General features: G+C 45.4%; 24 protein-coding genes and 1 pseudogene. 22 read left to right on the top strand and 3 right to left on the bottom strand.

Features of this window, described 5'->3' with window-relative positions:
- Nucleotides 1-59: 59 nt before the first annotated feature.
- From O9139_RS26955 to O9139_RS26945, 3 genes are read left to right on the top strand one after another with little or no spacing between them, the layout of a single operon-like run.
- Nucleotides 60-1,010 carry a sugar phosphate isomerase/epimerase family protein gene (locus O9139_RS26955; RefSeq protein ID WP_270884848.1) on the top strand — a complete coding sequence of 317 codons (951 nt, stop codon included), beginning with the start codon at nt 60-62 and terminating at the stop codon, nt 1,008-1,010.
- On the top strand, nt 1,007-1,897 hold the full coding sequence (locus tag O9139_RS26950; RefSeq protein WP_270884847.1) for a sugar phosphate isomerase/epimerase family protein: 891 nt from the start codon (nt 1,007-1,009) through the stop codon (nt 1,895-1,897). The genes O9139_RS26955 and O9139_RS26950 overlap by 4 nt, the downstream gene beginning before the upstream one ends.
- A gap of 35 nt (nt 1,898-1,932) precedes the next feature.
- Nucleotides 1,933-2,865, top strand: a complete 933-nt coding sequence (locus O9139_RS26945; RefSeq protein ID WP_270884846.1) for an NAD-dependent epimerase/dehydratase family protein — start codon at nt 1,933-1,935, stop codon at nt 2,863-2,865.
- Nucleotides 2,866-3,009: 144 nt separating this feature from the next.
- On the opposite strand, the gene O9139_RS26940 is transcribed toward O9139_RS26945, so the two are convergent.
- The 3 genes from O9139_RS26940 to O9139_RS26930 form a co-directional block, all read right to left on the bottom strand.
- Nucleotides 3,010-3,861, bottom strand: coding sequence for an aldo/keto reductase (locus O9139_RS26940; RefSeq protein ID WP_270884845.1), 852 nt, complete (start codon nt 3,859-3,861; stop codon nt 3,010-3,012).
- Between the two features lie 97 nt (nt 3,862-3,958).
- Nucleotides 3,959-5,131 (bottom strand): sugar efflux transporter, encoded by a 1,173-nt coding sequence (locus O9139_RS26935; protein WP_270884844.1) that lies wholly within the window; start codon nt 5,129-5,131, stop codon nt 3,959-3,961.
- A 106-nt stretch (nt 5,132-5,237) separates the two neighbouring features.
- Entirely contained in the window at nt 5,238-6,218 is a 981-nt protein-coding gene (locus tag O9139_RS26930) for an aldo/keto reductase (RefSeq protein ID WP_270884843.1), read from the bottom strand.
- 183 nt (nt 6,219-6,401) lie between these two features.
- Between O9139_RS26930 and O9139_RS26925 the strand changes: the two genes are divergently transcribed.
- The 19 genes and pseudogenes from O9139_RS26925 to O9139_RS26835 all read left to right on the top strand — a co-directional run bounded on the left by O9139_RS26925 (nt 6,402) and on the right by O9139_RS26835 (nt 25,339).
- Nucleotides 6,402-7,295: an AraC family transcriptional regulator gene (locus O9139_RS26925; protein ID WP_270884842.1), complete on the top strand. Its 894-nt coding sequence runs from the start codon at nt 6,402-6,404 to the stop codon at nt 7,293-7,295.
- 75 nt (nt 7,296-7,370) lie between these two features.
- Nucleotides 7,371-7,556, top strand: coding sequence for a hypothetical protein (locus tag O9139_RS26920; RefSeq protein WP_270884841.1), 186 nt, complete (start codon nt 7,371-7,373; stop codon nt 7,554-7,556).
- 415 nt (nt 7,557-7,971) lie between these two features.
- Nucleotides 7,972-8,781: a phytanoyl-CoA dioxygenase family protein gene (locus O9139_RS26915; RefSeq protein WP_270884840.1), complete on the top strand. Its 810-nt coding sequence runs from the start codon at nt 7,972-7,974 to the stop codon at nt 8,779-8,781.
- Nucleotides 8,759-9,685 (top strand): sugar phosphate isomerase/epimerase family protein, encoded by a 927-nt coding sequence (locus O9139_RS26910; RefSeq protein WP_270885014.1) that lies wholly within the window; start codon nt 8,759-8,761, stop codon nt 9,683-9,685. The genes O9139_RS26915 and O9139_RS26910 overlap by 23 nt, the downstream gene beginning before the upstream one ends.
- A 241-nt stretch (nt 9,686-9,926) precedes the next feature.
- On the top strand, nt 9,927-11,690 hold the full coding sequence (locus O9139_RS26905; protein ID WP_270884839.1) for a sensor histidine kinase: 1,764 nt from the start codon (nt 9,927-9,929) through the stop codon (nt 11,688-11,690).
- Nucleotides 11,678-13,273 (top strand): response regulator transcription factor, encoded by a 1,596-nt coding sequence (locus tag O9139_RS26900; protein ID WP_270884838.1) that lies wholly within the window; start codon nt 11,678-11,680, stop codon nt 13,271-13,273. The genes O9139_RS26905 and O9139_RS26900 overlap by 13 nt, the downstream gene beginning before the upstream one ends.
- Before the next feature lie 132 nt (nt 13,274-13,405).
- Nucleotides 13,406-14,317, top strand: coding sequence for an ABC transporter permease (locus O9139_RS26895; protein ID WP_270884837.1), 912 nt, complete (start codon nt 13,406-13,408; stop codon nt 14,315-14,317).
- A 74-nt stretch (nt 14,318-14,391) separates the two neighbouring features.
- Nucleotides 14,392-15,282: a carbohydrate ABC transporter permease gene (locus tag O9139_RS26890; RefSeq protein WP_270885013.1), complete on the top strand. Its 891-nt coding sequence runs from the start codon at nt 14,392-14,394 to the stop codon at nt 15,280-15,282.
- A 62-nt stretch (nt 15,283-15,344) separates the two neighbouring features.
- Entirely contained in the window at nt 15,345-16,913 is a 1,569-nt protein-coding gene (locus O9139_RS26885; protein ID WP_270884836.1) for an ABC transporter substrate-binding protein, read from the top strand.
- 24 nt (nt 16,914-16,937) lie between these two features.
- Nucleotides 16,938-17,780: a sugar phosphate isomerase/epimerase family protein gene (locus O9139_RS26880; RefSeq protein WP_270884835.1), complete on the top strand. Its 843-nt coding sequence runs from the start codon at nt 16,938-16,940 to the stop codon at nt 17,778-17,780.
- A 76-nt stretch (nt 17,781-17,856) separates the two neighbouring features.
- A complete protein-coding gene (locus O9139_RS26875) occupies nt 17,857-18,147 on the top strand; it encodes a dihydrodipicolinate synthase family protein (protein WP_270884834.1) in 291 nt (96 codons plus the stop codon).
- A gap of 1 nt (nt 18,148) precedes the next feature.
- Complete coding sequence (locus tag O9139_RS26870) at nt 18,149-18,598, top strand: (2Fe-2S)-binding protein (RefSeq protein WP_270884833.1); 450 nt, start codon at nt 18,149-18,151, stop codon at nt 18,596-18,598.
- Nucleotides 18,599-18,725: 127 nt separating this feature from the next.
- Nucleotides 18,726-19,832 carry a Gfo/Idh/MocA family protein gene (locus O9139_RS26865; RefSeq protein ID WP_270884832.1) on the top strand — a complete coding sequence of 369 codons (1,107 nt, stop codon included), beginning with the start codon at nt 18,726-18,728 and terminating at the stop codon, nt 19,830-19,832.
- 15 nt (nt 19,833-19,847) lie between these two features.
- Complete coding sequence (locus O9139_RS26860) at nt 19,848-20,960, top strand: Gfo/Idh/MocA family protein (protein WP_270884831.1); 1,113 nt, start codon at nt 19,848-19,850, stop codon at nt 20,958-20,960.
- A 40-nt stretch (nt 20,961-21,000) separates the two neighbouring features.
- The gene (locus O9139_RS26855; protein ID WP_270884830.1) at nt 21,001-21,861 is read left to right on the top strand and encodes a sugar phosphate isomerase/epimerase family protein; all 861 of its coding nucleotides are present in this window, start codon (nt 21,001-21,003) and stop codon (nt 21,859-21,861) included.
- A 44-nt stretch (nt 21,862-21,905) separates the two neighbouring features.
- Nucleotides 21,906-23,162, top strand: coding sequence for an MFS transporter (locus tag O9139_RS26850; RefSeq protein ID WP_270884829.1), 1,257 nt, complete (start codon nt 21,906-21,908; stop codon nt 23,160-23,162).
- Nucleotides 23,163-23,218: 56 nt separating this feature from the next.
- Nucleotides 23,219-23,293: pseudogene (locus O9139_RS26845) on the top strand (flagellar biosynthesis protein FliA); the annotation flags it as partial.
- A 346-nt stretch (nt 23,294-23,639) separates the two neighbouring features.
- Nucleotides 23,640-24,518, top strand: coding sequence for a carbohydrate ABC transporter permease (locus tag O9139_RS26840; RefSeq protein WP_270885012.1), 879 nt, complete (start codon nt 23,640-23,642; stop codon nt 24,516-24,518).
- A complete protein-coding gene (locus O9139_RS26835) occupies nt 24,515-25,339 on the top strand; it encodes a carbohydrate ABC transporter permease (RefSeq protein ID WP_270884828.1) in 825 nt (274 codons plus the stop codon). Before O9139_RS26840 ends, O9139_RS26835 begins: the two co-directional genes overlap by 4 nt.
- The last annotated feature ends 71 nt before the right edge of the window (nt 25,340-25,410 follow it).

Genomic DNA, 25,410 nt, shown 5'->3' with positions numbered 1-25,410 from the left:
ACCCTGCTCTTATGCAATAACTATTTGTTGTGATTTCATTTAGAAAGGATGCGAAAGGAATGGCTGATTCGCAAACAATGGACCGTAATGTGTGCTCCAATCTTCGCTCCATGAAAATCGGTGTGCAAGGCAGTTTCTATCCAGCACCAGCAGGGATGTCTAAAGGCGACATCACGGAATGGCAGATCCGCCGGCTGGCTGCTATGGGGTGTACGGTGCACCAGATTGGATTTGGATTTCTTTCGGAAGACACAAACAAACTGCTCGAACTCAAGGCGCTTACTGATTCGCTCGGGATTGAACTGGAGCTTACGGTCCCAGGTGCGTTCGGCGTAAGCGGTCCTTATGCGGATGCCGAGGAGAAGTCTCGTTTCTTGAAAGCGATCCAAAATGCCAGCCTTTTTGGGATGCCTGTTGTGCGAACCGGATACGGTCGGCTGAATGTTAAGACAAGTCGCTTCAATAAGAGCTTTAGCGTTCGCGAGCACTTGGATTCCCTTGTTCCCTCTTTGCGTGAGGCTGGAAAAATCACCGCAGACGCAGGTATGGCATTGGCGGTTGAAAATCATTGCGATTTTACCGGGCGTGAGCTGGTGTATCTGTTCGATACTACGGACTTGGCAAATGTCGGAGCTGCTCTTGATACGGCCAATGGGTTTACGGTGTTTTGTGATCCGCATGATGATATTGAAGCATTGGCGCCTTACACATTTACAACCCATATCAAGGACATGGCCATTGTGGATATGCCTTTGCGTGGATACATTCCGATGACTGCGCAGGGTTGCACTCTCGGTGAAGGCCATGTCAATTTATCACGAACCATCGATCTGCTTGTGAGGCATAGTCCTTGTGCCAAAGGCTTGCACTTATTGATCGAGCCAGGCTGGATGGCGTGGGACCCTAACCGTAACCGTCTTGAACAGGAATACGAATATTTTGAGAAAGGCATTCAGTATATGAAAGATTTGCTGGAAGCGAAGGTGAAGGAGGCGGAGAATAGCTTATGACCAAGCGTAACATTCGAATCGGGCATACAGCCATAACTTGGGATAATAAAGAAGTAGATCAAGCTGTAGCAGCCATAGGCTCCTGCGGCTATTGGGGGACGGAAACGTTTGGTTGGGTGCTAGAGGAATGGGAGAATAGCGGGCGCAATCTGCGTGAGGTCTTTCAGCGTAACGAGCTGCACTTGACTTCTTTGTATTGCCATTTGGATATTGTAGACCCAGGCAAGCGCGAAGAAGGTATACAGCAGGTCATGGATTGGGTCGAATCGTACAAGAAATTCAACGGTTCTGTGGTGGTCGTCGGAGGTATGATGCTGCAGCGCAGTGGCTTTGCCATTTCGGAACATTTACCCAATATTATTACGACCTTAAATGAGCTAGCCAAGCGGATTACGGAGCAAAATCTTCTTTGCTGTTTCCATCCACATACTGGAACGCCTGTTGAAACGGAAGATGAAATTCACTGGGTCATGAACTCGGTTGATTCGAGCGTTGTCAAATTCGCTCCGGATCTCGGCCAAATTGCCAAGGGAGGCTCAGACCCGTTTCAGTTTGTAAAGGAGTACTTTGAGCTGATCCGCATGATTCATATTAAGGATTATATCGGAGGCCCAATCGAACGGGATGCCCAGGAGCGGGAAATCGATAAAACCGGATTTTTAGGGTATACGCCGCTTGGTATGGGGGTTGTTGATATCCGAGGCATCCTCGAATATTTGGAGGAACGAGATTACGGTCATAATGCGTTGGTTGAGCTTGATGGCAATCAATGGAGCTCAACACGGAAAGGTCATCCGATGATGCCGCAGCTTGAAGCGATTCAAACAAGCAAGCGTTATTTAGAGCAATTGGGATATAGTAACTTTCGAACCGTGTCACGCATTTGACAATAGTCAAATAAAGAGAGAAGGTGCTTTAACTGATGATCACAAATAAAAAAGTATTGGTAACCGGAGGGGCCGGACGATTGGCCCGTTATACGGTCGATTACTTGCTGGAGCGTAATTATCAGGTGACGGCGTATGACGTGACTTCGCCCGACTCCGAAACTTTTCCGAAAGAAGTACAGTTTGTCAAAGGAGACTTAACCTCACTCGAGGATAATATGCGCGCGATTCACCTGTCTGATGCGGAAGCAATTATCCATCTTGGAGCCATTACGCATGATACGACATTGCAGCCCGGACGTGCAAGAATTCAGCGTATGCCGGAAGATGAGACGATGCGGGTAAACACGATGGGTACCTATTATTTAATGGATGCGGCTCGAAGATTTAATGTGAAGACCGTGGTTGCTGCGTCCTCGTATTATGTGCTGGGATTGGGTTTCCGTATTAGCAATAAACCTTTCCAAGTCGATTATCTGCCAATTGACGAAGAGCATCCCCTTCGGCCTGAGGATTCTTACAGCCTTTCCAAGATGATCAACGAGGAAACTTTGAAGGCATTCGGATTGGCGTACGGCATCCGAACCGTTGCCTTCCGCCTTAATGGTGTTGATTACCCGTCCCAGCGTCATATGTATAAATATAAGATAACACCTGAATCACGCCCGAATCACGTCGGCGGACCGATCGGCACGACACATCAGTATATTGATCCGCGCGATGCGGCGCAGGCGTTCCTACTGGCATTGGAAGCTACGAATCTCGATTTGTTTGAAGTATTCTACCTGCACACAGACAGTAGGCACTGGGAGGATACAAAAACGGTCGTCGAACGCCACTGGCCAGATCTGAAAGTGATGGCAGCTGATTTGAAAGGGACAGAAGGCTTGATTACATGCCGAAAGCTACATGAAAAGCTGGGCTATCAGCCGCAATATTCTTGGCGAAATCCTCGAAATGACTTCTAGAGTAATCTTGCACCTGGTAAAGATCACGACGGATATGGATTTATTGGTATATAGGAGCAAACGTTCATGGTGAATAGAAAATATTAAACTTCAGTTTACAGGGAGCAGATTGCCTAAGCTCCCTGCTCCATATCTTAATTCTTGTTAGATATTAAGTTTCCGGGTACCTATCCATTTCACCATTTCAGGATCGCGATGTGAAAAGAACAGGCTCTGTTTCGTATCTAACGTAGAGATCGACTTGATATCCTCTTGATTTAATTCAAAATCAAAGATATTGAAGTTTTCAATGATTCTCTCTTTACGAACAGACTTTGGAATCACAACAACTTCTCTTTGGGTTAACCAACGTAAAACAACCTGCGCAACGGATTTATTGTACTTTTCAGCTAAGGATACCAGTACTTCATTCTGAAACAAGTCATTTCTTCCTTCAGCAAATGGTGCCCAGGATTCGATCTGAACATGATTCTCTTTCATGAATTTTGCATTTTCAATTTGTTGATTGAAAGGGTGAGTTTCAACCTGGTTAACAGATGGGATAACTTCATTATGAATAATTAAATCGATCAGGCGATCCTCATGGAAGTTACTAACGCCAATTGCACGGACCTTTCCTTCTCGATACAACTCCTCCATAGCACGCCAAGAGCCATGTACATCGCCAAATGGCTGATGAATTAAATACAAATCTAAATAATCCGTTTGCAATCTTTCAAGTGATTTTTCAAATGCTTTTTTTGTGCGCTCGTACCCGGTATCCTGGACCCAAAGTTTTGTAGTGATAAATAACTCATCTCTTGCGACGCCACTACGTTTGATCGCTCTGCCAACTGCTTCTTCGTTTTGATAAGAGGCAGCGGTATCAATCAGTCGATAGCCTGCCATAATAGCGTCATAGACGCTTTGCTCACATTCATTATGATCTTTAATCTGATAAACACCAAACCCGAGAATAGGCATCTCAACACCATTGTTTAAAATTACTTTTTGCATTTGAAATCCTCCGTTTCTTTATATTTATTTGTTGACTGATTCAAACTTATTCCGCGTGTATCGGGAAATTAAGGTTCAGAGATTCACTCATGATTCTCTATTGCAGACTACCGGACTCAGACTGCGTTTGTCCTGTTTGTACTCCGATTTCCGCACCTAACCTCGTTCTCCATAAGATAAACAGCGAGAATATCACAAGGGCCAGACATACCCAATAAACATGACGAAACCCTGCAAACTGAGCTATGACACCCCCGCCCAAATTTCCCACTAACCTTCCAATAATAGACCCGTTGGAATAAATAGTTGTGGACAGCCCCGGTGAATTCGGTAGCAAATTCATGAAATAACTTAGTCCATTTCCAAGAACCATAGCTATAAACGATGCCTGCAAAAGCTGAGCTGCAATCAACTGCCATGATTGGGTCGAAACACTTATCATAATGTAGTAGATAATAGCGATAACGCAGGCGGTCATCATCAGGGTATGGTTTGATATTTTTCTTCCCAGGGCACCGAGCACAAGCATAATGGGAATTTCCAGACCAGCGCAAACACTGACCACGAGTCCGACATCCGTATGTGTACCATGAAGCTCATTCATAATAAAAAGCGGTGTATTGAGTGAGTTAATGGCAATGACCGCGAACAGAAAAATAAAGGCGATAAACGGCAGCCAGATCTGCCTGTTTTTGAGCGAAGCGGTAGCTATGCTCTTTCTCTTTCCGGTACTCTTTTCGACTGCATGTTTTTTCAGAAACAGGAATACGAGAGAGGCAATGATTAGATAAATGCTGGTTGTCCCTAGAAAGAGCCCCTTGTAACCCATCCATGATAAAAACAATGTCCCTGCTAATGGTCCGATTAAAAAACCGAGAGAAAAAAGGGAGCGCAGTGTGGACATGGCAAACGTTTTATCATCGGAATGGCTTGCATTTGCAGATTCCTGTGCATAGGCAAAGATTTGCGGCATGATAGGAGCCCCTAATCCACTAAATAAACTGACAACAATCAAAAGAATAAAGTAGTTATGAAACACTAAATACGAGGCATATCCCAAAGCAGATGAAATTATGGCAAACATGATGATCCATTTTCGGTCCAACCCGCGATCCGAACGTCTAGCAATGAGCGAGTTCACCACCACGCCACTTAATGAACTCACTGTCATGAAAACGCCAAATGCTCCCGCACTCATGCCAATATCTTCTGTAAAATACAAGGATAAATAGGGCATAGTGATCGATACCCCAGTGCCGAGCAGCAGCATACAAATGACGAATAACTTGTATCCTTTGATCGCAAATAATTTTGTTAATCGTGTATACAGCTTCTAATCCTCCTTTGTATTCTTGATGAAATTCATGAATGATGATCTAAACCGCACCAACAACAGGGTGGGGAACATACGGCTCTTCTAATGAAGCAATGTCTTCGGGTGTTAACGTAATTGATAGAGCAGCTACGGCTTCTTCGAGCTGTGACACTTTTGTAGCACCGATAATAGGAGCTGAAACGGGTTCTTTTTGAAGCAACCAAGCAAGCGCTATATGAATGCGGGGAACGCCATATTTTTCTGCGATGGCTGTAACTCGCTCTACGACCAATCGATCCTGAGCTGCTGTCGCATCGTATTTAATTTTTTGCATCTGATCGGTTTCGGAACGAAGCGTTGTTTCCGACCAATCACGTGCCAGTCTCCCTGATGCAAGCGGGCTATATGGGATTACACCGATTTTTTCTGATTTGCAAAGCGGCAGCATCTCTCTTTCCTCTTCACGATAGATAAGATTTAAATGATTCTGCATGGACACAAATCGAGTCCAACCATTTTTCTCAGCTACATGAAGAGCCTTCAGAAACTGCCAGGCGTACATAGCAGATGCACCAATATATCTTGCCTTACCCGCTTTCACAACATCGTGTAATGCTTCCATAGTTTCTTCAATGGGGGTATTGTAGTCCCAGCGATGGATTTGATAAAGGTCAACATAATTGGTTCCCAATCTCATAAGGCTCTTATCAATCTCACTCATGATTGCTTTTCGGGAAAGACCTGCACCATTTGGACCTTGATGCATACGAAAATGAACTTTCGACGCGATGACAATTTCATCTCGGTTCGCATAATCCTTTAGAGCACGCCCGATAATTTCCTCACTGGTTCCGTCTGCATAAACATTGGCCGTATCGAAAAAGTTAACACCTAATTCGAGGGCTTGTTTGATAATTGGACGACTGCGCTCTTCATTAAGTATCCAAGGATGATGCCACCGCTCTGCGACACCAAAGCTCATACAGCCAAGACAAATCCGTGATACATCCAAGCCTGTATTTCCAAGTTTCACATAATCCATTTATCGATACGCTCCTTTGTTTCATTCTGATAACGGTGTAATAACCTTATTATGCAACAGATAACCAAGCGACCGTTAACCCATTCATGCCAAATGTTTGCCTAATCCTCTCACTACACTTATCTAACTGTTGATTATGGAATATAATCAATCTACTAGGATTGACGGAACAAGGAGGATCTTATGTCTGAAGTAATAGCTAAACAGCAGAATGAACTTGCCAAACTAATTGAACGATATTCAGCTCAGGACGGTGTGCATGCAACTGCTATTCCGACTTTATTTTTCATAAGGCGTTCTAAATTGACTGGACCAACTTACGGAATGTACAAACCCTCCTTATGTGTCGTAGTACAAGGAGCGAAGGAGGTATGGCTGGCGCAAGAGCGTTTCAAGTATGATCCTGCAGATTACCTTATTGCATCAGTTGACTTGCCAGTTACTGCCCAAGTCACTGAAGCTTCTTCCGACATTCCGTATTTGGGTTTTAGACTTGAATTTACGGCGAGTGAAATCTTTGAGGTGCTAACTGCTTCTGATCTTCATTTCACCCCGAAAGGCAATGCGGAGCGAGCAATATTTGTTGGTCAAATGGAGGAGCCTCTAATGGACTCCATATTCAGATTAGCTCGGTTGTTAGACAATCCGAAAGAAATTCCGTTCCTTGCTCCTTTCTATACAAAGGAAATTCTATTCAGGCTACTTCATGGGCAGTATGGAGTCGCTCTGTCACAAATCGCTTTGGAAGGAAGCGGTACCTATGGAATCAGGGATGCTATTAGACAAATTGGCAGTAACTATAATAAACCTTTGCGTATTGAAGAGCTTGCTGATATTGCCCGTATGAGTATTTCTACTTTTCATAGACACTTCAAAGAGGTGACTGCTATGAGCCCTATTCAATTTCAAAAACAGCTGCGATTGCAAGAAGCACGTCGCTTATTATTAACAGAATTAGCAGATGCCTCTGATGTGGCATTTCAAGTAGGCTATGAAAGCCCCTCACAATTTAGCCGTGAATATTCTCGCATGTTTGGATTTCCACCTCGACAAGATATAAATCGTTTCAGAGCATAAAAAAGCTTAAAAATAAAACGAAACCAGTTGAGGTAAAACTTTAAGCGAAGTTAAGTTGGACAGATGTTTACTTCAATGAACTTTGAAGAGGACGCTTATCGGGCGCCGATTCTGGAGGAAGTCCAGCGAGCTTACGATCCAGGCAGTGTCGGGCGGCAGATTGCTGCTATCGCTGTCTCTGGTGACCGTCGTCCGCGGCTGGCGACCATAAAAGTACCGGCACTTGTCATAGCGGAGGGTGTGTTCTCGCTAATATCTTGATAAAAATGAATTTACCCCCATAGCAAGCAATGGGACGTTTAACCGGATTAGATTGGCTTCTCATGCACAAGTAACCCCCGATTATGCTTTATATATTTCACTTTTACTAATATAGCAACAGAATTTGACCGTGAGAGATGGACAATTTGCGTATGGAAGTGAGGGAAATCAACTGAAAAGTGTAACGCAGCTGTCACGAAGTATCTACGTTTGCGGCCAAATATACGGATAAAGAAATCTATAGCAGCGCTCAACCCGCACATCCGGTCTCATGGAGCAGTGTTTAATGAACACAAATATATAGCAGGATTGTGTGAATAGTTAGCAGGATCCTTTCTCTTATAATCTTTATCCTAACTGTATAATATTGATATGTTGAATATCACTAGTAGCAGAAAAAAGGGAGATAAAAGACATGACAAGTAAGTACCGAGTGCTAACTTATGAGCAAAAGCGGCAGTTTGAAACAGATGGTTATTTAATAGTCAAAGGATTGTTTACGGAGGTTCAGCTAGCGGAGATCGATATTACCTTTGAGGAGATTAGCCATCAGGTGATCCTGGGGCATTTTGAGCCGGATTTGCAGAAGGAAACGAGCGATCCGTTAAAACGTTATCCGAGGGTCATGCATCCGCATCGGTTTAATGAAACAGCCAAACGATACATGCTGCATCAACCGGTAATGGATGTGCTTGCTGATTTGTATGAGGAAGAACCGTTGGCGGCCCAAAGCATGTTCTATTATAAGCCTCCGGGGGCACGGGGACAGGCGCTTCATCAAGATAACTTCTATTTAAAGGTGGAGCCAGGCAACTGCATCGCCGCTTGGACGGCAATCGATCCGGCTCATGAGGAGAATGGTGGACTGTTAGTTGTACCTAGGACGAGTTCGTATGATATCGTATGTCCTGATTTGTCCGATGCCAAAGAATCGTTCACAACGCATTACGTGAAGCCGCCAAAGGATCAGAAAGCAATTCCGGTTGTGATGGAGCGTGGTGATGTGCTCTTTTTCAATGGAAATCTGATTCACGGCTCGTACCGCAATAAGACGAAAGATCGTTTCCGACGCTCGTTCATTTGCCACTATGCCAACAGTTCGGCCACACGCATTGCTACGCATTACCGTCCTCTATTCCGTGCCGATGGCACGCCGGTGGAACTGGAGATCAATCCGAATGGAGGACCATGCGGCGTTGAGTATGATACACCATATATCCACTAAGCGTGAACCACGGCTCGAGGTGCTAATGTCCTGGTGGGGGATGAACGGGCTGGGCGTCCAAGATGGTGCAGGTAACGAATGGAGCATGGAGGAGAAGGTGCAGCATATCGCCGAAGCGGGCTACGACGGCATTAACGGCATGCTGCCGGAGGGCGAGGAGGCCGAACGATGGCACCGGTTGCTGGATCGATACAACCTTTCCTACAGCGTAAATGCTTATCCGAAAACGGTGGAGGAACTGGACGTGTTTCTTTGCAAGGCGAAATCGTTCGGAAAGGTCGGTTTTGTCAACGTACAGGTGATGAGGCCGTTTCTGGTCGGAGAGCAGGCGGTGCAACTGCTTGCGGGCATGGCGGAGGTGTCACGGTCTGCGGGTATCCCGGCATATATCGAAACGCACCGTGGTACGATTACGCAGGATCTGCTGCGAACGATAGAGTATGTTCACCGCTTGCCGGGTCTTGAGCTGACAATTGACTTCTCACATTATGTCGTTGCTGGGGAAATGCGTACGGTGTCGGATGAGGCAGAAGAACTGCTCCAGGCGCTGCTCCCTCGGACGAAGAGCATCCACGCTCGCGTATCCAACGGAGAGCAAGTGCAAATCGACGTGCCGATGTTTGAAAGCGCGGATGAGGAGGGGGCCGCAGACAGCGAGTTCGAACACCCGATGTTGAAGCACTTTCGACGTTGGTGGCTCAGAGGGATGTGCAATTGGCGTCAAGTGGCACTGGACGGCGAGGTTCTGCCGTTTGTCTGCGAGTTGGGGCCGCCGCCTTATGCGATCACGGTGGGCAACCTGCACGACAAGCAGTACGAGGTGAGCGACCGCTGGACGCAAGCGCTGTTATTTGCAAAGATCGCCCGGTCCTTATGGGAACGATCGAGAAGCGGGCGTGGATGAAGCTGTATCATGAGTTAGCTATTTGGCTGTTATAAAGATATTGATGAAAGTAACAAATGGCTGCTCGTTGAGCGGCTTTTTTGCATGGATGCAATATCTGGCCGGGTGAATTTTTTCATGAATATTTTTATATTTAGGAATTGCAGGATAATTCAGTCCCTTTCAGGAATACAAAGTAATCTGATCCTTGGGATCTCTCACAGAATTAAATATTAGCGATTATTTAGCTGGAGTGATGATCATGAAACTGCTGGATAAAGGAAGATTCAAATCCTTACGTTTTCAGATTGGTTTGGGCATTTGCTTGATCGTAATTCCGTTACTGGTACTTTTAATATACGGTGATAGTTATGCCACGAAGGTTGTACGAAATCAAGTTGCCTTGGCAAATACCAATTTGGTCACTCTAAATATGCGGGAGATTGATCAGAATCTCACAGAGGTCGATAAGTATTTGTACAGTATGGCTGCTGTGGAAACCGATCTCCAGGTTCTCGATGTATCAAACACAGATCAGAGCCAGAACTACTATATGGCAAAAATCCGCTTAGATAACCGACTTTCAAGCAATATACTGAATTATAGGAATATCGATTCCTTCTTTGTCTATTCCATCCGTAACGACGATCTATTATCAGCGAAGACCAATACATACTATGAAGATTTTAGCAGGGTTCAAACGCAATTACAGAGTATGCTTCAGGATCCTAAGAGGGTTGAGGAAGATTGTCTGAAAAAATGGTGTGATAAGGAGATAGATGGCAATTATTATCTCCTCCATGTGGTGAAGGTAGGGAATGTATACATTGGAGCATGGTGTAACGTTCAACGCCTGATGACTTCCATGAATATGATTCGTTTTGGAAAAACAGGAGTCGCCATATTGGCTACAGAACAATTTTTGCCTATGACGAACAAAGATTTTGCTCTTGAGAATAAGATTGATCTCCGCGAGTTCGAGGATAATCATCAATTAAGCGGGAAGGATGGACAATTCCTGGTCGTAGGTACTCAGTCGGGGATGGGTGGATTTCATTTATTGGCTGTTACTCCAGGCAAGGAAATACTAGAGAATCTCCCACTTTTGCATCAGATGATTCAAGCGATTTTGTACGGCTCCGTGATCGTTGCAATCTTGTTTTTGTTTATGCTTCGGCAGATTATTTTAAAACCACTAAATCACATACTGGCCGCAATGCGCAGAATAAGGGAAGGGAATTGGGACACGGAAGTCGCTTCTACTTCAAGAACAAATGAGTTTGAGCTCATGAACATTACATTTAATAGCATGATTTCCGAAATTCAAAAGCTGAAAATTGATATCTACGAAGAGCAAATCAATAAACAGAGGGCCGAATTAAGACACCTGCAGCTTCAAATCAACCCGCACTTTTTCTTGAACTCATTAAATATCGTTTATCATTTGGCAAGAGCAAGGGATTATGAGCTAATTGAAGAGTTATCCCTAAGTTTGGTCGAATATTTCCGTTTCATGTTCCGAAGCAATTTGAAGTTCGTCCGCCTAGAGGAAGAGCTGCAACATGTTTGTAATTACTTGAAAATTCAAGAAATGAGGTTCCCTGACTATTTAACCTTTGAGATATTGGCCTCGGAGCAGCTCCGTGACGTTCTTGTTCCTCCGCTTCTTATTCAGACGTTTGTAGAAAATACAATAAAGCATGTTGTATCCACGCAGCACACAACGCGGATCGGCATCTTTATCGAAAGCTTTATTGACGATGAGATTTTGATCCGAATCACGGATACTGGACCAGGCTTTTCAACCGATGTACTCCAACGTTTGATAACGGGGCAAATGGAGGTTAATGAACAAGGCGAACATATCGGAATTTGGAATGCACGGCGAAGACTCGCTCTCTTATACGAAGACAGGGCGGATATCAATTTCAGCAATGGAGACGGTGAGTACGGTGGAGCGACGATAGACATTAGTCTTCCGGTATTGGATAAGGTTGCTAAGGGGGAAATCGTATGTACGAGCTGATGATCGTCGATGATGAGTGGTATGCGGCTAGAGGAGTGGCTAATGGGATCGATTGGAGCAAGCTTGGATTCTCGTATGTGCACGTTGCAACGAATATCAGCCGTGCTAAAGAAATAATAAACGAACGCCAAATTGATGTGATTATCTGCGACATTGAGATGCCCATGGGAAACGGCATCGAACTGCTCGAATGGATAAACGAGCGCGGGCTCGCAATCCGAACCTTATTGCTAACTTGCCACACTGAATTTGAGTACGCGAAGAAGGCCGTTCAGCTTGGGACATTGGACTATTTGGTCAAGCCTATTCGTTATGAAGATTTGGCCTCCATCATGGAGAAGGTGGTCGCCAGAATGTCTGAAGACCGGCAAAAGGAAGCTTTCTTACAAATGCTTCGTGCAAATTATGATTCGTGGCTCAGGCACCAGCCTCTAGTCATTGAACGTTTCTGGACGGATGTATTACTGTATAACGGGACGCTAAATGAGCTCGAAATTCGGGACATGATTGCGGACAAGCACATTCCTTTCCGGCCATCGGCGAGGTTCATCCCGATCCTTTTCTCGATCCGCGGATGCAGGAAAGAGCTGCCTCTGCGAGCTTTTCAAGCGATGGCATACGCTTTGCGCAAGGAAATGGAAGAAACGATTTTTCAGTCCGGGATGACGGGGCAGGCTATTCATCCATCCTCCGCTCATCTTCTCGCCGTTCTCCCGATTGATCATGATCAAATATATAACCTAAATCAATTAAAGGATAATTGTCAGCGGTTCATCAACAAAAGTAATGAGCAATTCTATTGTGACGTAGCTTGCTATATAGGAGAGCCGGTCGAACTCAAAAAAGTCAAGGCTGAGGTAGAGAGGTTATACGAAAGAGATGCTGGAAATGTCACAATTATGAATCAGGTAAGCTGGATGATCAAGGATAAAGGTGTTCATGTCACCAAGCATAAACCCGATTTTTCGACTTGGTTGCAGCTGCTCAAGAAAGGAGGACAAGATGAGCTGCTGGCTGAAATCGACGAGTTTATTGCCACCCTTCAAAAGGATGGCTGTAGTCTGGAACAATTAAAGGAAATCTGTCAGGATTTCCTTCAAATGTCCCATCATGTATTGCAGCTGAAAGAGCTGCATGCAGGGAGCGTTTTTGGAGACAATGCAGGAATAGCCATCGCTGGGGCGGCTCGATCTATCGACAATTTTAGAAGTTGGGTCCATGAGATCGTGGTGACGGCCATAGAAGCCATTCGCTCTGTGGAACAATCGCAAACGATTGTGGAGAGAGTAGACCGTTATATCATGGACAATTTGGACAGGGGGCTATCGAGGGAATCGATCGCTGAGCACGTATGCCTGAATCCTGATTATCTAAATCGTTTCTTCAAAAAAGAAACCGGACATACGATATCGGAGTTTATCCTGGAGAGGCGAATAAAAGTGGCGAAAGAAAAATTAATGAATTCGTCCATGTCCGTAGCGAATGTCGCTGCGTCCATCGGTTATGCGAATTTCTCCCACTTTTCCATGATTTTCAAACGTGCAACCGGTGTAACCCCCGCTGAATACCGAAAAAAGACCTAATCCATGAATAGGTCTGAAAATCGGTAAAAAGAAGTCTGATTTTCGGTAGGTTACCGTATACGAAATCTATACAATGGAATTCAAGAGCTAATCAATCTTGAGTTCCATTTTTATATCAAGGGGGGGCTGTATATGGCTCATACGAGGGCCAGGCGTTTTATGCCATTATATCTAATGGCCATTCCAGGATTATTGTATTTATTTATCAACAATTATCTACCGCTATTCGGAATCGTAATCGCTTTCAAAAACCTTGATTACACGAAGGGGATTTTGGGAAGTCCCTGGGCCGGGCTGCAGAACTTTGAGTTTTTGTTTCGAACGAGCGATGCCTTTGTCATCACGAGGAATACCATCCTGTATAATGTCGTTTTTATTGCGCTCAATTTTTGCTTAGCGATTGTCTTAGCCATTATGTTTAATGAGTTAAGAAGCCGCTTTAAATCCCGCTTTTATCAAAGCGTCATTTTACTTCCGCATCTGATTTCTACCGTCATTATTGGCTACTTGGTTCTGTCACTGCTTAGCTCGGAGTGGGGTCTGATGAACAAGTCTGTTCTGCCACTGTTAGGGATCAAAGAAATAGACTGGTATAGTGATCCGAAATTTTGGCCCTATATTCTGACGATTGTAAGCGTATGGAAAGGGGCCGGCTACTTCAGCATTATTTTTCTGGCGGCGATCATTGGAATCGACCATGAATATTATGAGGCGGCTAAGATCGACGGGGCAAGCAAGTGGCAGCAAATTTGGAATATAACACTCCCTTCCATCGTTCCGGTGATTGTCATGATGTGTTTAATAGCGGTCGGTCGTATTTTCTATTCAGACTTTGGCTTGTTCTACCAAGTTCCGCTTGATGCAGGGCCACTGCAGCCGACAACCAATGTGATTGACACTTACGTATATCGCTCTTTTCTAGCGATCGGTGATATAGGCATGTCTTCTGCAGCAGGGGCCTATCAGTCGGTTGTCGGATTTATTCTAGTACTAAGCACGAACTATATCATTCGTAAAGTGAATCGCGACAACGCCATGTTCTAATGGAGGATCAGACTATGAGTATGCCAGTGAAACAGTTGCGTCGGCAGCGGCGTGTTCTAACCAAGGATCTGATGATGGGAGCGCAAGCCAAACGATTGCGGCCCCAATGGGGAATGAATCTCATCTTGATCGTGATCTCTGCGACCGTTATTCTCCCATTCCTTTTACTGATCATCACCTCCTTCACGGATGAGAACTCAATCATTCGGAACGGATATTCATTCATCCCTGAAAGGCTCAGTTTGAAAGCGTATTCTTATCTGTTTCGTGACGCGAGTACGATTGTACATGCATATGGGATATCTATTTTAGTAACCCTGGTCGGCACCTTTGTGAGCTTGCTGCTAATTACACTGCTTGCATACCCAATTTCTCGCAAGGATTTGCCGTACCGAAACGCTATGGCCTTCTATGTATTCCTTACCATGCTGTTTAACGGCGGTCTTGTACCGACCTACATGGTTTATACCCAACTATTCGATATCAAGAATACGATTTTTGCACTTTTGGTACCGTATTTGCTGTTGAACGGATTCTACGTTTTATTGGTACGCACGTTCTTCGCAACTTCGATTCCTGCGGCCATTATAGAGTCTGCTTATATCGACGGTGCAGGGGAATTCCGAATTTTTTACGGGATCATCCTTCCGCTATCGCTTCCCATTCTGGCAACGATCGGGCTATTCCAGATGATTGCTTATTGGAATGACTGGTTCAACAGCTTGATTTTTATTACGGATAGCAAATTATTCAGTCTCCAATACTTATTGAACAAGTTATTGCTGGATATTCAGTTCCTTGCGGTAGCCAATCAGTCGGGAAGTACACAAATGGTGGCAGATCTCCCCAAAGAAAGCGTTCGCATGGCAATGGCTGTCATCGGTACCGTTCCGTTATTGATCGCATACCCGTTTCTGCAAAAGTATTTCATTAAGGGTTTAACCGTTGGAGCAGTGAAAGGATAGGCTATATCCGGCCAATTGCCGGTTAGCATAAAGATCAGAAATGTAAATGGGAGGGATTAAGCATGGTAGGAATCAAAAAGCTCCGATTATTATCTGCATGCGTAACCATGGCTGTTATGTTTACTGGCTGTGCATCTGGATCAGGGGGTACACAAACAGGGAGCGCCGGCGGGACCAACAACGGTGCAACTGCAACGCAATCGGGATCCTCCTCCAAGACAGATGCATCCTCCGGAACCAGTCTTAAGCCGGCTGAGCTTACGGTAGCCTTCTTCACTCTATCCTCTCAAACCAAAGGCATTCCGGAGGTTGAAGCGGCTATTAACAAAATTACGAAAGAGAAAATCAACGCGACGGTAAAGCTGTTACCTATCAGCTTCGGATCTTATGTCCAGCAGCTCAATCTGATGAACGCTTCAGGCGAGAAGCTAGATTTACTTGTCGGCGCCGTTCAAGGCGGACCTTCCTATAACAACATGGTCTCAACCGGACAAATTGTTCCGCTTAATGATCTGTTGGATAAGTACGGGCAAGGGATTAAAGAAGCGATGGGCCCCTTTCTGGATGCCACCAAGATTGGCGGCAAGATTTATGCCATTCCCCGGAATTCGGACCTTGCGCAGGGCTACGGTATTGCCATGAGAAAGGATCTTATTGATAAACATCATATCGATATCACAAAAATTAAATCTCTTGACGATCTAACTCCGGTATTTAAGACCATCAAGGAGAACGAGCCCGGCGTAACTCCTTTCGTCGAGTACGCTCCTGGAGGATCTGCATTTGTTCCCATGGGTACCTTCAACCTTCTTGGCGACGGTTTAGGTGCACTGCAATACGGTGGAGACGAGAAGAAGGTCGTCAATATCTACGAGACTGATGCTTATGCGAAGCAGCTGAAGCGGATTCGCGAATGGTATCAGGCTGGCTATATTCAAAAGGATGCAGCGACTACGAAAGATATCGGCAACGACTTGATTAAAGCGAACCGTGCATTTTCGTATTTCACGAACCTGAAGCCTGGGTATGATGTGCAAGCTTCGAAGCAGGCGGGAACGGAAATGGTTTCCGTACAATTGGTGAAACCTGTGCTTGAACAGGTGACCTCTTTCTCCTGGTCGGTTTCCAAGAACTCTAAGGATCAAGACAGAGCCGTGATGCTCTTGAATCTGATGTACGCCGACAAAGATCTCATTAATCTGTTAGACTGGGGCATCGAAGGAAGGGACTATGTCAAAGTTCAGGGGAAGGATAATATCATCAAGTATCCGGATGGTACTTCAGCGACGACAGTACCGTATGGATTGAACACGGGGTGGCTTTTCGGCAATCAGTTAAAATCATACGTATTTGAAGGCGATGACCCGAACGTCTGGAAGCAGATGGACGATTTCAATAAGAACGCTGTCAAATCCTTGGCTCTTGGCTTTACCTATGACAACACGCCGGTTAAGAATGAGACTGCTGCTGTGACCAACGTGTTGAAGCAATATAAGATTGGGATCGAGACAGGGACGCTGGATCCGGATGCGACTTTGCCGCAGTTTATCAAGAAGCTGAAGGACGCCGGGATCGATACGATCGTTGCCGAGAAGCAGAAGCAATTTGACGAGTGGCTCAAAACCAAATAATTCAAAAACAGGAGGGTTATTATCATGAGCTTAGAGCTGGGATTACAGTTGTATTCGGTACGGGAGTCACTGCGGCAAAATCCGATCGATACGCTACAGCGTATTGCGGAGATTGGTTATAAAAACCTGGAGCTGGCGCTCCAGAACAAGGATGCCAACATCCAGGCAGCAGGGATGTCCGCAGCTGACTTCCGCAGAGAAATCGAAGGACTAGGGATGAAGACGGTAAGCTGCCATGCCAGGGTTAACGAGGATGACATGGATCGATTGCTCGATTTCCTGCAAGAGATTGGCAGTCCGACGGTCGTTATCCCAATGGCCTTGTTGAATGGGAGACAACACGCTCTTGATTACTGCCGGACGCTGAATAAGTATGGGGAAGCTGCACGTAAACGTGATATATCCCTGTATTACCATAATCACTTTCAGGAGTTTCAAGAATTTGAGGGCGAGAAAATTATGGACACTCTGATCAATAACACAGATCCGGAGTTAGTTAAATTTGAGCTCGATACGTACTGGACGGTAAGGGGCGGTGAGGATCCGATTCATTGGATCCGCAAGCTAGGAAACCGTTGTGATTTGTTCCATCAGAAGGATTTGCCGAATTCGGTCGAGCAGGTTAATTTCTTCGAAGTATTCGGCACGGATGCACCGATCACGATGGACATGATGTACCAAACCCAGATTCCTGCACAATTTACGGAATCCGGCGAGGGCGTACTGGACATTGCATCGTATGTGAAAGAAATTCGCAGCTTGAATCAGGCGAAATATATCTTTATCGAGCAGGATATGACAAGTCGTGGGGAATTGGAAAGCATCGCGATCAGCTATCGGAATATGACGGAATTGCTGAAGGGGTAAGGTGTAAAGGGGAGGCCCCATCCTCCCCTTCGTAATAGTCCGGAAGAGTCGACCTATCCAAAGAGGAGAGATTTGCATGGATCGCAACGACGTGAATTGGAAGGGCTATATCCCCGCAATTACTACGCCCTTTGACAAGGAGGGCAATATTGATTGGAAGGGTTGGGAACACTTACTCGAATGGCTGCTGCAGGAAGGCGTTCACGGCATTGTGGTCAACGGTACGAGCGGTGAGTGGTTTAGCCAAACGGTTGAGGAACAGAGGGATCTCCTTCGAAGAGTGATCGATAAGTATCGACTGCGATACGGCAGGCGGGTGCTTCGGCTTCATCGCCTCCTCCGAGCTTGCAAGACTCGCCGGCTGTGATATGCGTTTTGACAGGGAGCAAGGCGGCTGGATCGCCTCTCACGATGAATGGATGCAGTCCAGTGTTCTTCCGATTTTCGTTGCGGGAGAAATCATCGGAGTGGGAGGGGCGGAAATCGCTGAGCTTGAGGGTGAATTGGCCGGAATCGGTATCCTTCAATTACTCGGTTACGAGGAAGAGAAGCTGCGGGTTAGGGCGAAGCATCTACAAAATCAGCTAAGCTCCTGGCGAAGGTTTGCGCGCCTCCTGGGCGAGGCGACTACACTCAAGCCAGAGACCTTGACATCGATTCGAACCGATACCACGCTAATATGCCGCTGCGAGGAAATTTCGGCAGGAATGATCCGGCAGGCCATATCAACGAATCAAATCGAAGATGTCAACGCAATCAAGCAGTTAACCCGCTGCGGCATGGGATTATGCCAGGGAAGATACTGCGAGAATTCCTAGCTTGAGGAACTCTCACCCCACCTGCATGGTGAAGGAAGCGGTAAGTTTAATTCCAGGCAGCCCGTTAAACCGGTTCTTATTAGTGAGCTTCTTCAGTGAAAATCATGGTAAAGGAAGAGGGATTCGTATGGAACAAAAGCTGAATATTGGAATTATCGGTTGCGGCGCTATCGCCAATCAAAAGCATATGCCTTCGCTTGCGAAGCTGGATCATTTGGGCAAAATGGTCGCATTTTGCGACGTTGTGATGGATAGAGCAGCGAAAGCTGCAGCTGAGTTTGGGGATGAGGAGGCCAAAATTTACGAGGATTATAAGGAGCTGCTGAAGGACGAATCGATCGACGTCGTGCATGTGCTCACCCCGAATTTGTATCATTCGCAAATTACGGTGGACGCTTTAGAGGCAGGCAAGCATGTCATGTGTGAAAAGCCGATGGCCATTAACTCCGCCGAAGCGAAAAGGATGCTGGACGCTGCGCAAAAAAGCGGCAAGAAACTGTCGATAGGCTACCAGAATCGCTTCCATGAAGAGTCGCAAGTCGTGAAGCGAGCCTGCAGCTCCGGTGACTTGGGCGAGATCTATATGGCTAAAGCTCACGCCGTACGCAGAAAAGGAGTTCCCACCTGGGGCGTATTTACGGATAAAAGGCTGCAAGGCGGGGGTGCCTTGATCGATATTGGGACTCATGCTTTGGATTTGACGCTTTGGTGCATGGACAATTATAAGCCGAAATCGGTATCAGGCTCCGTTTACTACAAGATGAAGGATAATATGGAGGGCAATTTATTCGGACCTTGGGATCCGGCAGCTTTTGATGTTGAAGATTCGGCTTTCGCTTTTATCAAAATGGAGGACGGAGCCACGATATTCCTGGAATGCTCTTGGGCACTTAACACGACAGATGCGAAAGAAGCAAAGACTTCATTGTTTGGAGTTGCAGGCGGTGCTGAAATGAAGGTGAAACCGGACAAAACAACCGAGCTTGTGTTTAATACGGCCAAGTACGGCAAACTGGTGGACTTTAACCCGAACACGCGCTCCAATGTCGCTTATTTCAGCGGAGGAGAAGACAACCCCGGATTCTTAGAGGCGAAGCAATGGCTGGAATGTATCATCCATGATACGGAGCCGCTCGTCACGGCAGAACAAGCATATGTAGTTACCCGAATCCTGGAGGCGGTATATCAGTCAGCCGAAACCGGGCAAACGGTGGAGTTATCCGAAAATCTATAAGCCAGGAGGTTTCCTATGAGCAAAGTAAAAGCAGGTGTTATCGGCTGCGGCAATATAAGTTCGATCTATTTTCAAGCTGGGCAAACCTTTGACATATTGGATATCGTCGCTTGCGCCGACCTGGATCTGGAACGGGCACAAACGTGTGCGGAGCAGTTTCAAATCCCTAAGGCCTGTACGACGGAGGAGCTTCTGTCCGATCCGGACATTCAGCTTATTATTAACTTGACGATTCCGGCGGCACATGCCGACATTCATTTGCGTGCCCTGGAGGCAGGAAAGCATACATATGGTGAGAAGCCGTTGGCAGTCGAGCTCGAAGACGGGCGGCGGATTCTTTCATTAGCGCAGGAAAAAGGGTTATTAATCGGCTCGGCTCCGGATACCTTCCTGGGGGGCGGCATCCAAACCTGCCGCAAGCTGATTGATGACGGCTGGATTGGCGAGCCAATTGCTGCAACAGCGTTTATGATGTATCGGGGTCCGGAGAGCTTCCATCCCAATCCTGATTTTCTGTATCAAAAAGGGGCCGGACCGATGTTTGATATGGGGCCCTATTACCTTACCGCTTTGATAAATCTGATTGGCCCTGTTTGTCGCATTACTGGTACAGCCAAGACGACGTTTGAAGAACGCATGGTACGGACCGAAACGAATTACGGCAGGAGGTTTCCGGTGGAAACCCCGACTCATATCGCTGGGATCTTGGAATTTGAGAATGGGGCCGTAGGGACGATCGTCACGAGCTTCGATGTTTGGGGGACGCGGGTGCCGCATATTGAAATTCATGGTACGACGGGATCGATCATGGTGCCGGATCCGAATCAGTTCGGCGGTCCGGTCTATATCAAGAGACAGGAGCATCCCGATTTCGTCGAAGTGCCGTTAACTCATGGCTTTACGGCTAACAGCAGGGGACTTGGTGTGATGGACATGGCCCATGCCATCGTTCACGGGGGCAGGCATCGAGCGAATGGGGAAATGGCTTATCATGTACTGGAAATTATGCACGGCTTCCACATTGCCTCCAACGATGGAAAGCATTACACAGTAAAGAGCACCTGCTCGAAGCCGGCGCCTTTGAATATGAATTTGCTCAAAAACGGTTTGGCGAACGAACTGAAATAGCAGGGTTTCGGCCTGTTATTAAACGATGGGAGAGATGAACATGAGCTTATTAATCGGGCTGCAAGTGTTTTCGATTCGAAAGGAATTGGCCAAAGATTTCTGGGGGACGCTCGAAAAGGTTGCCGAAATCGGGTATAGGAACATTGAGTTTGCCAACCATACGGCCGGTACCGATTATGGCGTAGGCTTTCATATCGATGCCGATACGTTGAAGCAAGGGCTGGATCGACTGGGGCTGAAAGCGATATCCGCTCATGTTCATCCGATGAGCTTGGACATCATTGACGGTACGATCGATTACCATCAGGCTATCGGCAACAAGTCACTGGTATGCGGGATCGGCTTTTGGAAAAACAAGGATGATGTTCTGGCCTTCAGTAAGCAGCTTAATCTCATTGGCGAGAAATGCCGCAAGAAAGGGATGGACTTCTATTATCACAATCATTTTATGGAATTTCAGGCTTTCGGCGGCCAAACCGTCATGGACCTTATTCTGGAGCATACGGACAAAGATTTTGTTAAGATCGAATTTGATACCTACTGGGCGATAAGAGGCGGGATTGATCCGGTCGCATACCTTAGCAAAATGGGTGATCGATGCGATCTCATCCATCAAAAGGATTTAACTGTGGCGGCAAATCCAGCTAATGTATTCGAGACTATCGGTCATAGCACTGAAATCGACGCCGATAGATTCCGAGAATTCTCCAAAGTGGAGTATTTCACTGAAGTCGGCGAAGGCACGATCGACATCCGTTCCATAATCAAGGAAGCTAAGAAAATCGGGGCAGCCAAGTACATCATCGTAGAGCAGGACCATTCAAGTAGAAATGAACTTGACAGCATTGCGATAAGCTATCGTAACCTGACAAAGCTTTTGGACGAAAGTATCTCTCAATAAATTTCCGTATTAGCCATACTTACGAAACGGCTGGTTAATGGACAATGAAGATAGATCGACATGATCGCATTATTGGCGAACGTAAGTCGGGGATACATCGACATCGCTTAGAAGCTAAGGGAACAATCAATGCGAAGCTTGCCTTATATTTGGTTGGCGTTACTTGCTTAATTAGCGGTTTTGCTCAGTTTTTTTATAACCCAATTTTGCCGTTCGTGCAGGCAGAGTTACAAACAACATTAACCTGGGTGAACCTGACGGTAACGGTTTATACGGTTTCGATGGCCTGCATGCAGGTTGTGTTCGGTTCGGTTGCTGATCGTAGAGGCAGGCGGCGCGCACTTCTAATCGGGCTGACCTTGTTCGTTATTGCTTCTTTCGGCGCTGCATTTGCGAAGTCCATCTATGCCTTGTTGATAGCTAGAGCGCTGCAAGGTATGGGAGCGGCATCGGTCCCTGTCGTGGCTGCGGCTGTGATCGGGGATTTATTCGAAGGGAAGGAACGAACAAAGGCTATGGGAACCTACCAGGTAATTATGGCCTTAGCGCCTGCGATCGGTCCTTTGATCGGTGGTATCATTGGCGGGAACTATGGATATTTCGGTGTATTTTTATTTCTTGCCCTAACAGCTGTAATCCTGCTGCTCGCGAATGCTGTTTGGCTTAAAGAGAGCAAGCCCAACATAACTGCCGATGCGGCCAGACTGTCCGTTAAATCCTTCAAAGTATTTCTGATTCGTCGCAAAAGCCGGGCCATCATGCTAATAGGTCTTACACAAGCATTTTCGTCAACCATTCTGATGGTTTTCATCCCGACGATATTCAGCCAATATTTTAAGGCAACTCCGGGAATCATCGGGGCTTCGTTTCTGCTCATGTCTCTATGTTTTATCATCAGTTTGAAAGCCGGCCATAAGCTTGAGCATTTATGGGGCGCGGAAAAAAGCTTTGTTTACGGATGCTGGCTCAACGCTGTGTCGGTCGTTTTGTTCGCATTCGTGATCTGGGTTTCCTTACCTTTTGGTATTCTTTTATTTTGTTTCTACGGCGCTACATATGGGATTTCAATGCCTCCACCGCTTACCATGCTGACGGAATTATTTAAAGAGGAACGGGCCACCGCCGTCTCCATATATAATTTGTGCCGTAATGCAGGTATGGCTTTAGCGCCGATGATCGGAGCGCTGCTCTATTCTTCGCAATCTACCTGGTTGTTATTTGGAACCGTTTTTGTTGTCTATGGAATAGGCATTTCGCTATGCCGGTATCTTCTTCATGATAACAATCAACCCCTCCGTTAGCAGGAGGGCTTTTTTTACGTAGCGGTTCTACAAGAAATCATACCTCAGAATCTGTCCACAACGTCAAAAAATTCGACAATACCGAAGAGGACCTGGAGGATCTCATCTCCATTGGTACCATTGGACTCATCTTGTAGTTAACATAATGGCAAGTTACTATCATAACAGAGCAAACGCTTTCCATCCTTAATTTTGAATTAAGAGGGAAATTTTGGTTGACAGTTTTTAGTTGTCACGTGTAAGATAATTCTTAAGTTAATAATTGTGATGGAGTCAAGGAGATCTCACTTAAATTGCATGCGTTTAGGCATGGCATTTTATGTGTTTTTTTTTCGCTCTTTTCACACTATCCATTCGAGTAAAAGGGACTAGAAGAAACGAGTTGTTAAAAAAGAGACAGGAGAAAAGAAAGGGGTATGCAGATTGTCGAGAAATGAAAGCGTTTTATCTGAAAGGAATCAAGGCTTATCAGCAACTATGAAACAGAAGTTAGCAGAAAATCTATTAGCTTATTTATTTTTAGTACCATCCTTAGTGTTATTTGTGATGTTTCTTTTTTATCCAATGGTAAAATCAATATATTTAAGCATGACCCTCACAGACCCGCGAGGCAGAATTGTTGAATTTGTTGGACTGAATAATTTCACCGATTTACTTGCATCAGGGCAATTTTATTCAAATTTAAAAGTAACGTTGCTATTTATTTTGTTGACTGTACCTACCTCGATCGTATGGTCACTTTTTTTGGCAGCAATTACACATAACAAGCTGCGTGGCATGAAAATATTCCAATTCATTTTTTCACTGCCCATTGTCATCTCCGTAGGTACGGGATCTATCATCTGGTTTCTGTTATTTCATCCGACTGCAGGCATGTTGAATTACTTTTTGAGTATTGCACACATAGATCCGATACCGTGGTTAACGAGTCCAACGTGGGCATTGGTTTCGATATCCTTGATGACAATCTGGATGAACATGGGATTTCTTTTCATTGTACTATCTAGCGGTCTTCAGGGAGTACCTGAAGAAATTTATGAAAGCGCTAAAATTGACGGTTCAAGCCCAATTCGAACATTTATTCAAATCGTTCTGCCTCTTTTATCACCAACGATATTTTTTGCGCTTATCGTGTCTGTAATAAGTGCCTTCCAAGCGTTTGGACAAATTCATATTCTGACAAAAGGCGGTCCGATAAATTCGACTAATGTGATCGTATATTCCATCTACCAGGACGCTTTTATTAATTTCCGCTTTGGCAGCGGCAGTGCACAAGCCTTGGTCCTCTTTGTGATCATCATGATTCTAACTGTGGTTCAATTTAAAGTTTTAGAAAAGAAGGTGCATTATCAATGATAACGAGGAAGATTACACCTACGCTAAATTACCTACTGCTCGTTGCAATAGCACTACTCGTTTTATATCCACTGTTATTTACTATTTCTTCATCGTTTATGACAGAGAAGGAAGTTTCGAACTTCCCACCGCCCTTACTTCCTTCTCATTTATACTTAGATAACTTTAAGAACGCTATATCGGGCTTTCCGATCGTACGCTTCATCTTAAACAGTTTTATTGTTTCTTCGGGGATTATGATCAGTCAGCTAATTACCTCCAGTTTGGCGGCTTATGCATTTTCATTTCTGAATTTCCATGGGAAGAAAGCGTTGTTTGCCATTTTTCTATCGACCATGATGATTCCGTGGGAAGTCACGATTATTCCTAATTACTTGACGATTAAGAATTGGGGATGGATGGATAGTTACCAAGGGTTAATTGTACCTTTTATGGCTGGTGCTTTTGGTGTTTTTCTCCTTCGCCAGTTTTTCCTTCAGCTGCCGCATGAACTGTTTGATGCGGCAAAAATCGACGGATGCGGCCATCTGCGTAACTTTTATTCCATTGTGCTGCCGTTATCTCGTCCCGCACTATCGACACTAGCCGTTTATGTCTTCCTTACACATTGGAACCATTATCTATGGCCGTTATTAATTACCAATAAAGCGGCTATGAGAACAGTGCAAATTGGGGTTTCAATGCTTCAACATGCTGAAGTGATGTCTTGGAACTTAATATTGGCGGGGGTTACGATTGTCCTGCTGCCATCATTCCTTTTATTGGCATTAGGAGTGAAACAATTGGTCCGTGGTATTACCGCAGGTGCAATTAAAGGCTAAGGAATCGATGATCCGTCTGTTTCCACAGACTAATCATATATAGTTATCTATTTTAAGCGAGGAGAGATAGA

It is taken from the genome of Paenibacillus aestuarii, from assembly GCF_027789125.1.
GTDB classification, from domain to species: Bacteria; Bacillota; Bacilli; order Paenibacillales; family NBRC-103111; genus Paenibacillus_E; species Paenibacillus_E aestuarii.
Note: the sequence above shows the minus strand (reverse complement) of the source record. Positions and strands in the feature narration are given on the sequence as shown.

Bases quoted from the DNA above. Each gene is read 5' to 3' on its own strand.
- O9139_RS26955 (WP_270884848.1), top strand. From the start codon at position 60: ATGGCTGATTCGCAAACAATGGACCGTAATGTGTGCTCCAATCTTCGC.
- O9139_RS26950 (WP_270884847.1), top strand. From the start codon at position 1,007: ATGACCAAGCGTAACATTCGAATCGGGCATACAGCCATAACTTGGGAT.
- O9139_RS26945 (WP_270884846.1), top strand. From the start codon at position 1,933: ATGATCACAAATAAAAAAGTATTGGTAACCGGAGGGGCCGGACGATTG.
- O9139_RS26940 (WP_270884845.1), bottom strand. From the start codon at position 3,861: ATGCAAAAAGTAATTTTAAACAATGGTGTTGAGATGCCTATTCTCGGG.
- O9139_RS26935 (WP_270884844.1), bottom strand. From the start codon at position 5,131: ATGCTGCTGCTCGGCACTGGGGTATCGATCACTATGCCCTATTTATCC.
- O9139_RS26930 (WP_270884843.1), bottom strand. From the start codon at position 6,218: ATGGATTATGTGAAACTTGGAAATACAGGCTTGGATGTATCACGGATT.
- O9139_RS26925 (WP_270884842.1), top strand. From the start codon at position 6,402: ATGTCTGAAGTAATAGCTAAACAGCAGAATGAACTTGCCAAACTAATT.
- O9139_RS26920 (WP_270884841.1), top strand. From the start codon at position 7,371: ATGAACTTTGAAGAGGACGCTTATCGGGCGCCGATTCTGGAGGAAGTC.
- O9139_RS26915 (WP_270884840.1), top strand. From the start codon at position 7,972: ATGACAAGTAAGTACCGAGTGCTAACTTATGAGCAAAAGCGGCAGTTT.
- O9139_RS26910 (WP_270885014.1), top strand. From the start codon at position 8,759: ATGATACACCATATATCCACTAAGCGTGAACCACGGCTCGAGGTGCTA.
- O9139_RS26905 (WP_270884839.1), top strand. From the start codon at position 9,927: ATGAAACTGCTGGATAAAGGAAGATTCAAATCCTTACGTTTTCAGATT.
- O9139_RS26900 (WP_270884838.1), top strand. From the start codon at position 11,678: ATGTACGAGCTGATGATCGTCGATGATGAGTGGTATGCGGCTAGAGGA.
- O9139_RS26895 (WP_270884837.1), top strand. From the start codon at position 13,406: ATGGCTCATACGAGGGCCAGGCGTTTTATGCCATTATATCTAATGGCC.
- O9139_RS26890 (WP_270885013.1), top strand. From the start codon at position 14,392: ATGGGAGCGCAAGCCAAACGATTGCGGCCCCAATGGGGAATGAATCTC.
- O9139_RS26885 (WP_270884836.1), top strand. From the start codon at position 15,345: ATGGTAGGAATCAAAAAGCTCCGATTATTATCTGCATGCGTAACCATG.
- O9139_RS26880 (WP_270884835.1), top strand. From the start codon at position 16,938: ATGAGCTTAGAGCTGGGATTACAGTTGTATTCGGTACGGGAGTCACTG.
- O9139_RS26875 (WP_270884834.1), top strand. From the start codon at position 17,857: ATGGATCGCAACGACGTGAATTGGAAGGGCTATATCCCCGCAATTACT.
- O9139_RS26870 (WP_270884833.1), top strand. From the start codon at position 18,149: ATGCGTTTTGACAGGGAGCAAGGCGGCTGGATCGCCTCTCACGATGAA.
- O9139_RS26865 (WP_270884832.1), top strand. From the start codon at position 18,726: ATGGAACAAAAGCTGAATATTGGAATTATCGGTTGCGGCGCTATCGCC.
- O9139_RS26860 (WP_270884831.1), top strand. From the start codon at position 19,848: ATGAGCAAAGTAAAAGCAGGTGTTATCGGCTGCGGCAATATAAGTTCG.
- O9139_RS26855 (WP_270884830.1), top strand. From the start codon at position 21,001: ATGAGCTTATTAATCGGGCTGCAAGTGTTTTCGATTCGAAAGGAATTG.
- O9139_RS26850 (WP_270884829.1), top strand. From the start codon at position 21,906: ATGAAGATAGATCGACATGATCGCATTATTGGCGAACGTAAGTCGGGG.
- O9139_RS26840 (WP_270885012.1), top strand. From the start codon at position 23,640: ATGAAACAGAAGTTAGCAGAAAATCTATTAGCTTATTTATTTTTAGTA.
- O9139_RS26835 (WP_270884828.1), top strand. From the start codon at position 24,515: ATGATAACGAGGAAGATTACACCTACGCTAAATTACCTACTGCTCGTT.